Source organism: Streptomyces uncialis (assembly GCF_001905345.1).
GTDB lineage: Bacteria > Actinomycetota > Actinomycetes > Streptomycetales > Streptomycetaceae > Streptomyces > Streptomyces uncialis.
This window is the reverse complement of record NZ_LFBV01000012.1, coordinates 226,546-239,521: the sequence shown is the minus strand read 5'-3', so window position 1 is coordinate 239,521 and position 12,976 is coordinate 226,546. Positions and strand designations below refer to the sequence as shown.

The window sequence follows — 12,976 nt, the reverse complement described above, 5'->3', positions numbered from 1 at the left end:
GCATCTCCGCCTCTGGGTCGGTGACGAGGACCTGGCGAAGTCCCGCCCCGCGCCCTGGCCTCTCGCACAGTCCGGAACCGTTGACCTGTTCCAACCCGTCGTGTGGGGAACCGATCAGCGTGGCCGATGGGTCGGCATCACGCTGATGTTCATCGCCGGTGTCATCGGGGCGATCCCGCGGATGGGCAAGACATTCCTCCTCCGTCTGCTCCTCCTCATCGCCGCGCTCGACATCCGGGCCGAACTCCATACCTATGACCTGAAGGGCACCGGCGACCTGGACGCGGTCGGCGACCGCGTCGCCCACCGGCACCGCGCCGGCGAGGAGGCCGCGGACATCGAGTACGCCATCGCGGACCTGCGGGAACTCAGAGAGGAGATGCGCAGGCGCGCGAAGGTCATCAGGTCGCTTCCCCGGGACATGTGCCCCGAGTCCAAGGTCACGACCGAGCTGGCGTCCAAGAGGTCACTCGGGCTTCATCCGATCGTGATCGGTGTGGACGAGTGCCAGGTGTGGTTCGAGCACGACAAACACGGTGCGGAGTTCGAGGAGATCTGCGTCGACCTGGTCAAGCGCGGGCCGGCCACGGGCATGGTCTTGTTGCTCGCCACTCAGCGACCGGACAAGGACAGCATCCCGAAGGCGATCAGCGCGAACGCCTCCGCCCGCTGGTGTCTCAAGGTCATGGGCCAGGTCGAGAACGACATGGTCCTCGGCACTGGCGCGTACAAGCGCGGGGTTCGGGCCACCTTGTTCGCCTGGGCCGAGAAGGGGGTCTGCTACTTCCTCGGCGAGGGCGCGGACGCCCGGATCGTGCGTGCCGCGCTGGTCGACGCCGTACTGGCGGACAGCATCGCTCTTCGGGCCAGGGTGCTCCGCGAGCGAGCCGGAAGGCTGGCGGGGCACGCCGCGGGAGAGCAGCCGGAGGCCGAACCGGCTGTCTCGTACGACCTCCTCGCCGACCTCCTCGCCGCTGTCCCGGACAGCACTCCAAAGGTCTGGAACGAGGTCGCCGTCGCCGCCCTCGCCGAACTGCGGCCCGGTGTGTACGGCGAGTGGGCGCCCGAGCAGCTCACCCTCGCGCTCAAACCGTACGGCGTCCGCACCGGTCAGGTCTGGGGCTCGACCGAAGGGGGCAAAAGCGCGAACCGGCGCGGTATCAAGCGCGCTGACCTGCTCAAGGCAGTGGCTGAACGTGACAGCGGAGCCGCTGCGGCGTAGCCGCTGAACGCTGCTGGACCTAGCGAGCCGCCCGCTAGGTCTAGCACCCCTGCTAGCGGCCCGCATAGCTGTTGACCTGCGCACTAGTCCCTAGCGCCCCCGTAGTCACACCTTGAAGCCTGCCCTGGGAGGGGTTCTCATGCCTACCTGGTTCGATCTCGCGACCGCTCTGCTGCTCATCACGCTCAGCTACGCCGCTTTGTGCGCGGCGAGCCCCCTCGGAGCCTGCCGCAAGTGCAAGGGCTGGGGTGCCAAGGTTCGCGTCTCCCGATTCGGCGGACGGCTCAAGCGTGGTCGGCACTGCCGTCGCTGTGAGGGCCACGGGCAGCGGGTCCGGGTCGGCCGCCGTCTCTACAACTTGGCCTCCCGGCTCCACCACGAGGGCACCACCCGCTGACCCAGGAGGTATCTGTGCCTCGGCGCATCCAGCTCGCCCTGATCGGTCTCGTCCTCGGCCTCGGGGTCGCCTCGTGTCCTGCCGGCGAACCCGCGCCGGACCGTCCGCCCGCCACACACCAACTTCCCTGACGGAGGCTGCAACTTGTCCTTCTCGATCTCCGCGCTCCTGCTCTTCGGGCTCCTCCTGGGCATGCTCATCCGCTCCAAGTCGGTCGGAGCCGGAGCGGCCATCGTCGCCGTGCTCTTCGGCTACTACCTGTCCCACACCCCCGCTGCCCCTGCTATCGACCAGGTCATGGCGACGCTGGCCGACGTTGTCCCCGACATGTAACCCAGAGAGCGAGGAACCACGATGCTCCAGCCGCACATGACCACCACCCCGCCGCGCGTTTCGCTGATGGCCGCTGGTGAACTGCGCGACGTGCTGACGGCCATCGAGGAGGGCAAGGGGCCCAGGGCCGTTGCTGCCCTCATGGCCATTGACCCTGCCTCCTGGACGGCGATCGAGGGCCGCCTCGCGGCCGTGATCGGAACCGACCTCCGTGAGCTCCTGCTGAAGTCGGCGGGCGGGACGGATGCTGCGCCCGCCGACCTCTACTGATCCGAGAGGAACGAATGACGATCGAACACTCCGCCGGAGATCCGGAAGCCGCCTACATGGGCGCACCGGCCCTCGACATCGAGTTGCCATGGCTCCAGCGGTTCACCAGGACTCCGGGGTTCGAGGCGAGCCGTGAGTTCCTGCTCCGCAAGGCCGCGTTCCTCGACCGCCTCACGCTTCAACAGACGGAGAGCCACGGCTCGGAGGCCACCGGTCCTCTCGTCCGTACCGCCGAGACGGCTGCCTTCGGCCTGGTTGAGCACGACACCGAACACCATGGCTTGAGCCCCAAGGGCGCCGACCTGGCCGCAGGTGAGGACTACCGCGCATACGTCCGCGAGGCGTACCGCGCTTGGAGCCTCGCGCAGAACCACTGAATCGACCCGGGGCAGCGGTCGACGGGCCAACGAAGCCCGCTGCCCCGGTTCCTCCCCATCCCATCCAAGGAACCAGGAGGTGCCTTCAGCATGCACCACAACACCCCACCCCCGGGAGTGCTTCTTTCGGCTGAGCGGGGCTGGCATGTCTTCCCGCTCGTCCCCGGCGACAAGCGGCCCGCCGTCCGCTCGTGGGAGTCGCGTGCCACGACCGAACCCGACCGCCTCACGCGTTGCTGGTCGGCCGACGCCTACAACCTCGGTATCGCCACCGGCCCCTCGCGCCTGGTGGTGGTCGACCTGGATGTCCCGAAGGGCGACCACGACCGACCGCCTGCCGGAACTCCGCGGCGCGTCGCTGATGGCGCTGACATGCTCGGTCTGCTCGCCGAGGAGCACGGCGAGCGGTATCCCAGCGACACGTACACGGTCCGGACCGGCAGCGGTGGCTTCCACCTCTACTTCACCGCTCCGTTCGGGACCGAGCTGCGGAACTCAGCGGGCAAGCTCGGCTGGAAGATCGACACCCGGGCGTGCGGCGGCTTTGTGGTGGGCGCGGGGAGCAATGTGGACGGCCGGTCGTACGAGGTCGTCCGCGAGTCGGCCCCGGCACCCCTTCCGGGTTGGCTGGCGAAGCTCCTCCTGCCCCCGTCAATGCCGCCCCAGGGGCCCTCGGACGTATCCCTGTTCGTATCCGGCGGACTTGACCGCTATCTGACGGCTGCCATCGAGGGCGAGGCGCAGCGCGTTGCTCGTGCCTTCGCAGGGAACCGGAACAACGCGCTCTATCAGGCGTCCGTGGCACTCGGGCAGCTTGTCGCCGGCGGTGAGCTGGCGGCCGGCGGTGTGACGGCCCGGCTGGTCAGCGAGGCTGTGGGGAAGGGCCTCCACGAGGCGGAAGCGCGGCGCACGGTCGCCTCCGGCTTGCGGGCCGGCGCGAGGAAGCCCCGCACCGTGGCAAGGAGGGCGGCATGAACCTCAGCGTTCAGGACACGTACCTCGGTTGGCGCGAGCTGGGCCACGAGCAGGGCTGCGTGCGTCCTTCGTGGACGGTCGACATCCGCGAGGACGAGCACTACCGCTCCTCGTACGAGGGTGCGGTCGAGCGGCACTCCTGTCAGAACGAGGACTGCGACCACAGCGGTACCTACCCCCGTACGACGGTGCGGGTGGTCTGCCTCGTGTGTCACACCGTGCATGTCATCAGCGGCGAGAGCGGCAGCACTCGGACCACGAGTACACGTGCAACTGGCTTTGGTGAGAAGGCCCGCAAGGTTGCCGGGCTGTACCTGTGGCCGGGACAGCCCTGGTTCGACAACGAGCCTCACGAGTTCCTGGTCACCCAGGGACGGTGTCACCGGCCGCAAGCGTCGGATGTGGTCGGAGAGATCCACGAAGGGCGGGGACCGCGCGGCGGCAAGCAGTTCTCCGCCCTCGCACTGCCGGTGCCCAACGGTACGTACGGGATCGGCACGCTCCGCTGGATGCGTGCGAAGGAAGGTTTCGCCTCCTGCTCCGCGGCCGCGAAGTGGATCGTCAAGCAGACCTCCGAGAGTGAGGAGGCGAAGTGAACGACGACCCGTACAACCCGCCTCACCTGTACTCCTCTCAACCCGCACCCGAGCCCCGTCCGCTCCAGCCTGCCCAGCAGCGAATCCGCACTGCTTGGACGGCCGACGAGCTGATGGCGACCGAGTTCCCGGCACCGAAGTGGGCCGTGCCCGGGATCATCTCCGAGGGGGTCAATCTGCTCGCCGGACCGCCCAAGGTGGGCAAGTCCTGGCTTTCCCTCGGCCTGGCCCTCTCTGTCGCCGCCGGCGGTACGGCCATGGACTCCATCCCCGTCGAGGGCGGACCGGTGCTGTACCTGGCCCTGGAGGACACCCCGAGGCGGCTCCAGACCCGGATGGGAAAGATCCTCGGTGGCGATCGCGCTCCCGCCACGTTGACCTTGGCCACCTCATGTCCGCCGCTGCCGCAGGGCGGGAACGAGGCCATCGCCCAGTGGCTCGACCGTAACCCCGAGGCGCGGATGGTCGTGGTCGACGTTTTCGCGAAGATGCGGGGGAACTCAGCTCCGGGAGCCTCCGCGTACGAAGCGGATTACGCCGCGGTCGGCCATGCCAAGCGCATCGCGGATCACTACGGCGTCGCTGTGGTCCTGGTCCACCACGTGCGCAAGGCCGCTTCGGACGACTTCCTCGCCGAGGTCTCCGGCACGAACGGCCTCGCGGGAGCAGCGGACGCCACCCTCGTGTTGAAGCGCTCTCGTGGCCAGGCCGATGGTGTTCTCCACGTCACCGGCCGCGACGTCGACGAGGCTGAGTACGCACTCCGCTTCTACGCGGAGGCCGGCGCATGGCAGCTCCTCGAAGGCCCTGCCGCTGAACACACCATCGGTGATACCCGCGCGACGATTCTGCGATTCGTCCGTGCGAACCCCGGCGCCAGGCCGAAGGGCATAGCCGAGGGCACGGGCCTGGAGCCGGACCTCGTCCGGCAGACATGCTCCCGGATGGCCAAGGATGTCCAGCTTGTGAGGAAGGGTGGCGGCTACGTGGTCCCGTCGGAGAACGGGGGACAGGCATGACGAGTCACAGCCGTCACAGTGTCACCGCGGTCACCCTTCCTCCCCTCTACCGCGCAGCGGCCGTCGCTGAAGCCCTCGGTTGCTCGGAATGGTGGGTGAAGGAGCAGGCCCGGCGCGGGCGCATCCCGTTCATCCGGACCGGCGCCGGATACCGCTTCACGACGGAGCACTACGGGGAGATCCTTCGTGTCTTCGAGGAGCGCCCCGTGAGAGGACGAGCGTCCGCGGCCGAGCGGGACCCGGTTCCGCGATCCCGTCGCACCCCATCACCAGGGCCCGTGGCAGCCACTCGCCTCAAGGCCAAGCCTCCGCGTCGGGCCGACCGGTCCGAGCGTCGGCTTGCCGCTGCCTGAATTTCAAGAAGGGGAGTAGGAGATTGGGCTACGGCGAGAAGCGGGGCGACTGGTACCGCGCTCGGTACTGGATCGCACAAGGCGTACTTCGGACGGTCGAGGACGAGGACGGCAACACGATCCGCTTCACGACCAAGAGGGAAGCTGCGAAGGCAGCGAACGACCTTGAGGCCGAGGTGAGGAAGGGAACGTGGCGGGACCCGGACGCGGGCAAGGAGACGTTCGGCAGCTTCGTGAACCGCTGGTACGAGGCGCAGGACCTCGCAGCGTCCACGATGCAGAACTACAAGCGGCACATCGAGGAGCACCTTCTCCCGGAATTCGAGGAGAAGGCCGTGGCGGACATCCAGCGCACCGACGTGGATGTCTGGGAGAAGAAGGAGAAGGCGATCTACGCGGCGTCCAGCGTCAAGACCTGGCGCGGCACGCTGCACCTGATCCTCAGTGACGCCGTGGAGGAAGGGTTGCGGGACGCCAACCCCGCCACGAAGCGGCGGGGCAGGGGCAAGCGCGCCGGCCGTTCACGGAACCGGGCTCCGGAAAAGGTGGTGACCGATGGCCTCGGCATCCTGCTCATCGCCGAACGGGGGTCCTTGCTCTCCGGTCGGGACGACGAGTTCGTGGCCACCGTGCTCAAGGGGTACACCGGCATGCGGTGGGGCGAAATCGTCGGCCTGGAGCCGAAGTTCGCCCGGCCTGAGAAGGTCCGGGTCGAGTGGCAGCTGTACGAGCTGGACTCGGGAGAATTGCATCACTGCCCGCCCAAGGACGACTCGTACCGGGACATCGACTCTCCGGGGTGGTTGTCGGACCTGTACTTGGGTCACATCGCCCGTGCCAGGCCGAAGCCCTGTGCCTGCCACGGCCGCGCGCACGTGTTCCGCGGCCACGGTGCGGTGAACGACTCCGCTCGACGCCCCGGCGCCAAACTGGTCGATGTTGCCCGCCGTTCTGGCGTCTCCACAGGCACGGTCTCGAACGTCCTCAACCGGCCGGAGGCCGTAGCAGAGGGGACCAGAGTCAAGGTCGAAGCAGCGGTCGCCGAACTCGGATATGTCCGAGGCGGCTCCGGCGGTGAGACCGCCGCTCACTGGCGGCGGACTGGATTCGCGACCTGGCTGTTCCAGCCGGCCGTGACGGGCTGGTTCCCGAAGAAGGCGCCCAACGATGCCCACCCTGTGCCCGTGCTGGCTGATACCTGGCCCGGTGCCCCTGTCCGAGGCCGGAACGCTTCCGGACGGGCGGATGCCTGCTGGCTCCCGATCGCGCAGGGCCTCACTCCGCACGGTCTTCGGCACACCCACAAGACAGTGATGGAGGAGCTTGGTACACCGCCCAAGCTCATGGACGAACGGCTCGGGCACGAGGACGGCTCGATTCAGGCCCGCTACACCCACATTACGAAGGGGATGAGGAAGAGGCTCATGGATGGCCTCACCGACCAGTGGGAGGAGTCGCTGGCCGCGCGGCTGACCCTGTCTCCGCGCTCATCGGTCCCGGCACTCGACGCACTGCTGAGAACTCGTAGGTAGCTGTGAAGGCCCTGTCTCCGACTCCACGGAGGCAGGGCCTTCTTGCGTTCAAGGGCACGGGCCGTCGCCTCACCGGGAGTGGGGGAGTGGAGCATGTCGAGAATTCCTTGATCCACTCCCCGTGTCACTCCCCGAGGGCCAGAAAACCACTCAGGGGCCCGACCCGCTCTCGCGGATCAGGCCCCTGACCTGGTGTTTCAGCTGTCGGGGTGGCGGGATTTGAACCCACGACCTCTTCGTCCCGAACGAAGCGCGCTGCCAAGCTGCGCCACACCCCGATGCCCCCGCTTGCGCGGCGACGACGCTTACTTTAGCCCACGGGGCCCCGGAGACGAAATCCGGTTTCGTCGGCGCTGAGCAGTCGTGACGGGTGGGTCCGGGCCGGGTTCCGACGGGGGCCGGGGCGGCTCGGGCAGGCCGTGGGGCGCGGTACGCGGCGCTCCGCACAGCCGCTCGACTCCGTGGCGTCGGACCCGTTCAGCCGGTCCGCCCCGCGGGCGAGGGCCGTCGGACGCGCTACCCCCGCGCCACCAGCGTCAGCAACGACACCTCCGGGGGGCACGCGAAGCGGACCGGGGTGTAGCGGTTGGTTCCGCAGCCCGCGGATACGTGGAGGTACGACGTCCGCTCGTCGACCGTGTGTGTCGACAGGCCCTTCACCCGGTCGGTGTCCAGGTCGCAGTTGGTGACCAGCGCCCCGTAGAAGGGGATGCAGAGCTGGCCGCCGTGGGTGTGGCCCGCCAGGATCAGCGGGTAGCCGTCATCGGTGAACGCGTCCAGGACCCGCAGATACGGGGCGTGGACCACGCCCATCGAGAAGTCGGCGGCCTTGTCGGGTCCGCCGGGCACCAGTGTGTAGCGGTCCCGCTTGATGTGCGGGTCGTCGAGGCCCGTGAGCCCGATCTCGACGCCTTCCACCTTCAGCGTGCCCCGCGTGTTCGTGAGGTTCAGCCAGCCCGCCGCGTCGAAGCCGTCCCGCAGGCCCTCCCACGGATTACGGAGCACGTTCACCGCGGGCGGGTTCCCGTTCAGGCCGTGCTGCCCCCGGGCCTTCTCGAACAGATACTTCGCGGGATTGCCCAGCCTCGGCGCGTAGTAGTCGTTCGACCCGAACACATACGCGCCGGGGAACTCCATCAGCGGGCCCAGCGCGTCCAAGACCTCCGGGACGCCTTCCTGGTCGGACAGGTTGTCCCCGGTGTTGATCACGAAGTCGGGCCGCAGACCAGCCAGCGACTGCAACCACCGCTGCTTCTTCCGCTGACCGCTCACCATGTGGATGTCCGACACCTGAAGAACCCGCAGCGGGCGCATCCCGGGCGGCAGGACGGGGACGGTCACTCGTCGAAGGCGGTACGAACGGGCTTCGAACCCCGCCGAGTAGAGCAGACCGGCGGCGCCCGCCGCCGCAATTCCGAGGGGTACTCCATATCGCGCGCGCATACCCCTATCGTGTCAGACTCGATCAACTCCGCCACGTTCCGATGTGATCATCCGCCCGTCGGGCGCCCCGGTCCGGCCCCGTTCCGAGTACCCCGGTCCGCCGAGCACCCCGGGTCCCATCCCGAGCCCCCCGGTCCGCTGCGCGACCTGGCCCCCCCCGGAAGCCCCGGCCCCCCCGGATCACCCCCAGCCCCCGGACACCCCGGGACCCAGCGCCCCGATCACACCGATCACCCCGGACACCGACCACCCCGACCCGAAATCCCGCGCGGCCCCGCCCCCACAGCTGCGACAATCCCCCCATGACCACGCTCAAGGCCAAGCTCAAGGAAGACCTCACCGCCGCCATCAGGGCGCGTGACGAACTGCGCTCGTCGACGCTCCGGCTGACCCTTACCGCTGTCACCAAGGAAGAGGTCGCGGGGACGACGGCGCGTGAGCTGTCCGACGACGAGGTGCGGCAGGTGATCGCCCGCGAGGCGAAGAAGCGGCGTGAGGCCGCGGACGCCTTCGCGCAGGGCGGCCGGGCGGAGTCGGCCGAGCGGGAGACCGCCGAAGGCGTGGTCCTCGCGGAGTACCTGCCCAAGCAGCTCTCCGACGACGAGCTGCGGGAGATCGTCACGCAGGCCGTCGCGGAGGCCCGCGCGGCCGGTGCGGAAGGGCCCCGCGCGATGGGCCAGGTCATGAAGATCGTCAACCCGAAGGTCGCGGGCCTGGCCGAGGGCGGCCGGGTCGCCGCCCTCGTCAAGCAGCAGCTGGCCGGCTGACCGGCCGTACACACGGCCGTCCACGGTCGTACGGCGGCTGTGCACGGGGTCGCACCCGGCTGTGCACGGAAGGTCGTACGCGGAAGGTCGTACGGCGGCTGTGCACGGACCTGTACGAAGGGCGCCCCCGGTCGATGAGACCGGGGGCGCCCTTCGTATGTGCGTCAGGCCGGGTACCGCCTGCTCCAGCCGCGTACCGCCTTGCTCAAGCCAGGCCCGGGTGACCCGCAGCCCTGGCCCCGATGCCGGAATCCGCCCCGGCCCGGACCTCAGCCCCGACCGCCGCCCATCCCAGCTCCGGGATGAATCCTGAGACCGGCCCCTGGGAGAGTCCCCGGGACCACCAGCCCCGGGATCAGTCCTGCTCGCCGTCGCCAGGCCCCGCCGCCGTGCCGTCCGTCGTGCCCACGTTGCCCGCGTTGTCGCCCGGCTGGCCGTTGCCGTTGCCGTCACCGCGGCCGTCGCCGTCGTTGCCGCCGAGGAGGCCGGCGATCAGGTTCTCGCCGGGCTTGCCGTCCTCCCGGTCGCGGTCACGGTCGCCGTCGCCGTCCTCTTCCTTGTCGCCCTTGTCCTTGTCCTTCTTCGGCGGGTCGGGGATGTCGATGATGTTGAAGCCGGTGGCGGGCCTGTCGGCGACGGCGCCGCTCATCGCGTCCCGCCAGATCGGGCCCGGTACCTGACCACCGAAGACCTTGTCGTGGTAGACACCGCCGATGGTGATGTCGATCATCTTGCGCTCATGGGCCGGGTCGCCGACCCACACCGCGCCCGCGGCGTTCGGCGTGTACCCGACGAACCAGGCCGCGTAGCGGAAGTCCGTCGTACCGGTCTTGCCCGCGCTCGGCCGGGAGCCGAGACCGGCCTCCTGGCCGGTGCCGGCCTCGACCACGCCCTTCAGGAGGGTGTTGACGGTGTCGGCGGTCTTCTCGGACATCGCACGCGAGCACGTCGACTTCGGGACCGGCAGGGACTTCTTCTCGGCGTCGGTGATCGACTGGATCGCCACGGGGGTGCAGTACGTCCCGCGCGAGGCGAAGGTGGCGTACGCGTTCGCCATGGTCAGCGGGGACATCTCCTGGGTGCCCAGGGCGATCGACGGCTCCAGCTGGAGCTTGCCGCCGTCGGCGCGCTCGGCGCCCATCTTCTTGGCCAGCTCGGTGACCGGGCAGATGCCGATGTCGCTGATCAGCTCGACGTAGTAGGTGTTGACCGACTTCGCGGTCGCCTCCTTCATGTCGTACGGGCCGACCTCGGTCTCGTTCTCGTTCTCCAGCTTCTGGCCGCTGGTGTTCAGCCAGGTCTTGCCGTCGCAGTTCGCGATCGGGCTCGGGTAGTCCATCTCGTACGGCGAGTCGTACACCTGGGTGGGGGGCTTGCCGCCCTCCATGGCCGCCGCCGCCACGATCGGCTTGAACGTCGAACCGGGCTGGAAGCCCGCGCCGCCGCCCATGTCGCTGTCGACCGAGAGGTTCAGCACGGTCTCGTGCTTGCCGAGGCCGTAGGGGCGGGACTGGCCCATCGCGAGGATCTTGCCGGAGCCGGGTTCCACGATCGACATGGCCGAGGCGACGTCGTCGGACTTGTAGACGTGGTCCTTGATCGAGTTCTGGACGGACTCCTGTGCCTTGCGGTCCAGGGTCGTGCGGATCGTGAGACCGCCGCGGTTCCAGATCCTCGCGCGGTCCGCCTTCGTCTTGCCGAAGGTGGGATCGGTGAGGAAGACGTTGCGCACGTAGTCGCAGAAGAAGCCGCCGCCGTTGACCGCGGTGATGCAGCCGTTCTGCGGCTTCTTCACCTTCAGGCCGAGGGGCTTGGCCCTGGCCCGGACCTCGTCGGCCCGGCTGATGTCACCGACCTCGGCCATCCGCTGGAGGACGACGTTACGCCGCTTGGTGGCTTCCGCCTCGTCGTTCACCGGGTCGTAGCGGCTGGGCGACTGGACGACACCGGCCAGCAGCGCGGCCTCCTCGACGGCCAGGTCCTTGGCGGGCTTGGAGAAGTAGCGCTGGGCCGCGGCCTCGACGCCGTACGCCTGCTGCCCGAAGAACGTGATGTTCAGATAGTTCTCCAGGATGCGCTTCTTGCCCAGCTCCTCCTCGACCTGGATCGCGTACTTCAGCTCGCGGACCTTGCGGCCGACGGTCTGCTGGGTGGCCTGCGCGACCTTGGTCGGGTCGTCGCCCGCCTCCTCCACGAAGACGTTCTTCACGTACTGCTGGGTGAGGGTGGACGCGCCCTGGGTGACGCCACCGCTCTGCGCGTTCTCGTTCAGCGCGCGCAGGATGCCTTTGGCGTCGATCGCCCCGTGCTCGTAGAAGCGGGAGTCCTCGATCGCGATGATCGCCTTCTGCATGTACGGCGAGATGTCCTTGAGGGGCACCACCGTGCGGTCGCGCGAGTAGACCGTGGCGATCTGGCCGCCCGCGGAGTCCAGGATCGTGGTCCGCTGGCTCAGCGGGGGGCGCTTCAGGTTGGCGGGGATCTCGTCGAACCCCTCGACCGAGCCCTTCGCCGCGAGGCCGAGCGCGCCCGCCGCGGGCAGTGCGATGCCTGCCAGCACCACGCCGGCGAGGACGCTGACACCGAGGAACTTGGCGGCCTGTTGTGTGGGGGACAGCCCGCCGCCCGAGCGCTTGTTTGGCATGGAGGCAGCCTACGTTCTGATTCGCCGGACACACGTATATGCCTTGGCCTAAGCTGCTGCCAACTGTCACAGCAGTACGCCCGGGCATCAACCCTTCAGATGGTCAAACCCCCTTCGCCCCCGGAAAGTTCCCCCTCCCGCGGAGCGCGTGGCGGACGCCGGGCGGCTGCCCGAATCCGCACCCTGTGTCACCCGCCGTCCGATGTGGCGTCAGGGATCTGTCCCGCTTTGTGGCCTACGTCACGTATGCCCCGGGCTCACTCCGTTGGGTGATCTGCCGCGTACGCATAGTCCGTTCGGACCATTCAAGATTGGGCCCGAAGGGGGTGTTGCGCTGTGCCCACCTTCCGTAACGTCCTCAACTGGCGGCGGTGCATATGCCGCTGCCGCCGTGGGGGAGCCTCGATTCGGGAGAGGACGGCGCCGGTATGGGCTGGGTAACCGACTGGAGTGCGCAGGCGGCCTGCCGCACTACCGATCCGGACGAACTGTTCGTACAAGGAGCAGCGCAGAACAGGGCCAAGGCGGTGTGCACCGGATGTCCGGTGCGTACGGAGTGCCTGGCCGACGCGCTGGACAATCGCGTCGAGTTCGGCGTCTGGGGTGGCATGACCGAGCGGGAACGCCGCGCGCTGCTGCGCAGGCGGCCGACGGTCACGTCCTGGCGCAGACTGCTGGAGACCGCGCGCACCGAGTACGAACGAGCCGCGGGCCTGCTGCCCGTGGCCATGGGTGAAGAGGAGACATACGACCAGACGTACGAGGACAGGTACGAGGACGCGTACGAGAGCTACGCGGCCGTCGGGTAGACGGAACGCGCGGATCCGCTCCGCCGGACGCCGCCCTGGTGGCGGACGTGGGCGGGGGCGTGGGTACGCGGGAGTGTCCCGTGGTGTCCGCTTCCGCGCGGCTGTACGTCGTGTGTCACCGTGCGCCGACCTCGTCTCGTCGTCGGGGGTCCGCCGGTACAGGACCGGATGCGGTCCGGTCCGTGCCGACGTGGGCATCCGCGACCGGGGCACGCGCGTGCGTGCTCGCGCCGGGGGCG

The 12,976-nt window shown here is 68.9% G+C and carries 12 protein-coding genes, 1 tRNA gene and 1 pseudogene; 11 read left to right on the top strand and 3 right to left on the bottom strand.

All coding sequences use genetic code 11. The features are described 5' to 3' along the window. The 9 genes and pseudogenes from AB852_RS36300 to AB852_RS36255 form a co-directional block, all read left to right on the top strand. Positions 1 to 1,222 (top strand): annotated as a pseudogene (locus tag AB852_RS36300) (cell division protein FtsK); the annotation flags it as partial. Between the two features lie 139 nt (positions 1,223 to 1,361). After that, on the top strand, positions 1,362 to 1,619 hold the full coding sequence (locus AB852_RS36295) for a hypothetical protein (RefSeq protein WP_073795568.1): 258 nt from the start codon (positions 1,362 to 1,364) through the stop codon (positions 1,617 to 1,619). 144 nt (positions 1,620 to 1,763) lie between these two features. Next, entirely contained in the window at positions 1,764 to 1,952 is a 189-nt protein-coding gene (locus AB852_RS36290) for a hypothetical protein (protein ID WP_073795565.1), read from the top strand. Between the two features lie 21 nt (positions 1,953 to 1,973). Next, positions 1,974 to 2,222: a hypothetical protein gene (locus AB852_RS36285; RefSeq protein ID WP_073795563.1), complete on the top strand. Its 249-nt coding sequence runs from the start codon at positions 1,974 to 1,976 to the stop codon at positions 2,220 to 2,222. 14 nt (positions 2,223 to 2,236) lie between these two features. Further along, the gene (locus AB852_RS36280; protein WP_073795561.1) at positions 2,237 to 2,599 is read left to right on the top strand and encodes a hypothetical protein; all 363 of its coding nucleotides are present in this window, start codon (positions 2,237 to 2,239) and stop codon (positions 2,597 to 2,599) included. A gap of 90 nt (positions 2,600 to 2,689) precedes the next feature. After that, positions 2,690 to 3,574 (top strand): bifunctional DNA primase/polymerase, encoded by an 885-nt coding sequence (locus AB852_RS36275; protein WP_073795559.1) that lies wholly within the window; start codon positions 2,690 to 2,692, stop codon positions 3,572 to 3,574. Then, entirely contained in the window at positions 3,571 to 4,170 is a 600-nt protein-coding gene (locus AB852_RS36270) for a hypothetical protein (RefSeq protein ID WP_079185185.1), read from the top strand. Before AB852_RS36275 ends, AB852_RS36270 begins: the two co-directional genes overlap by 4 nt. Continuing rightward, positions 4,167 to 5,189, top strand: a complete 1,023-nt coding sequence (locus AB852_RS36265) for an AAA family ATPase (RefSeq protein WP_079185184.1) — start codon at positions 4,167 to 4,169, stop codon at positions 5,187 to 5,189. Before AB852_RS36270 ends, AB852_RS36265 begins: the two co-directional genes overlap by 4 nt. 376 nt (positions 5,190 to 5,565) lie before the next feature. Next, the gene (locus AB852_RS36255; RefSeq protein ID WP_073795554.1) at positions 5,566 to 7,074 is read left to right on the top strand and encodes a LacI family DNA-binding transcriptional regulator; all 1,509 of its coding nucleotides are present in this window, start codon (positions 5,566 to 5,568) and stop codon (positions 7,072 to 7,074) included. 204 nt (positions 7,075 to 7,278) lie between these two features. On the opposite strand, the gene AB852_RS36250 is transcribed toward AB852_RS36255, so the two are convergent. Together AB852_RS36250 and AB852_RS36245 are read right to left on the bottom strand one after the other, a co-directional pair. Next, positions 7,279 to 7,352: transfer RNA gene (locus AB852_RS36250), tRNA-Pro, on the bottom strand. A gap of 238 nt (positions 7,353 to 7,590) precedes the next feature. Beyond that, positions 7,591 to 8,517, bottom strand: a complete 927-nt coding sequence (locus tag AB852_RS36245) for a metallophosphoesterase (RefSeq protein WP_073795551.1) — start codon at positions 8,515 to 8,517, stop codon at positions 7,591 to 7,593. 302 nt (positions 8,518 to 8,819) lie between these two features. On the opposite strand from AB852_RS36245, the gene AB852_RS36240 reads away from it, so the two are divergent. After that, positions 8,820 to 9,284: a GatB/YqeY domain-containing protein gene (locus AB852_RS36240; protein WP_073795549.1), complete on the top strand. Its 465-nt coding sequence runs from the start codon at positions 8,820 to 8,822 to the stop codon at positions 9,282 to 9,284. A 355-nt stretch (positions 9,285 to 9,639) separates the two neighbouring features. On the opposite strand, the gene AB852_RS36235 is transcribed toward AB852_RS36240, so the two are convergent. Then, on the bottom strand, positions 9,640 to 11,928 hold the full coding sequence (locus AB852_RS36235; RefSeq protein WP_073795546.1) for a transglycosylase domain-containing protein: 2,289 nt from the start codon (positions 11,926 to 11,928) through the stop codon (positions 9,640 to 9,642). A 428-nt stretch (positions 11,929 to 12,356) separates the two neighbouring features. Here AB852_RS36235 and AB852_RS36225 point away from each other — a divergent pair, with 428 nt between their 5' ends. Continuing rightward, positions 12,357 to 12,737 (top strand): WhiB family transcriptional regulator, encoded by a 381-nt coding sequence (locus tag AB852_RS36225; protein ID WP_178391209.1) that lies wholly within the window; start codon positions 12,357 to 12,359, stop codon positions 12,735 to 12,737. Positions 12,738 to 12,976: the final 239 nt, after the last annotated feature.

What these genes read in the sequence shown, in the direction of transcription:
- AB852_RS36280 (WP_073795561.1), top strand. Translation starts at nt 2,237, where the DNA reads ATGACGATCGAACACTCCGCCGGAGATCCGGAAGCCGCCTACATGGGC.
- AB852_RS36295 (WP_073795568.1), top strand. Translation starts at nt 1,362, where the DNA reads ATGCCTACCTGGTTCGATCTCGCGACCGCTCTGCTGCTCATCACGCTC.
- AB852_RS36245 (WP_073795551.1), bottom strand. Translation starts at nt 8,517, where the DNA reads ATGCGCGCGCGATATGGAGTACCCCTCGGAATTGCGGCGGCGGGCGCC.
- AB852_RS36270 (WP_079185185.1), top strand. Translation starts at nt 3,571, where the DNA reads ATGAACCTCAGCGTTCAGGACACGTACCTCGGTTGGCGCGAGCTGGGC.
- AB852_RS36275 (WP_073795559.1), top strand. Translation starts at nt 2,690, where the DNA reads ATGCACCACAACACCCCACCCCCGGGAGTGCTTCTTTCGGCTGAGCGG.
- AB852_RS36240 (WP_073795549.1), top strand. Translation starts at nt 8,820, where the DNA reads ATGACCACGCTCAAGGCCAAGCTCAAGGAAGACCTCACCGCCGCCATC.
- AB852_RS36235 (WP_073795546.1), bottom strand. Translation starts at nt 11,928, where the DNA reads ATGCCAAACAAGCGCTCGGGCGGCGGGCTGTCCCCCACACAACAGGCC.
- AB852_RS36285 (WP_073795563.1), top strand. Translation starts at nt 1,974, where the DNA reads ATGCTCCAGCCGCACATGACCACCACCCCGCCGCGCGTTTCGCTGATG.
- AB852_RS36225 (WP_178391209.1), top strand. Translation starts at nt 12,357, where the DNA reads ATGGGCTGGGTAACCGACTGGAGTGCGCAGGCGGCCTGCCGCACTACC.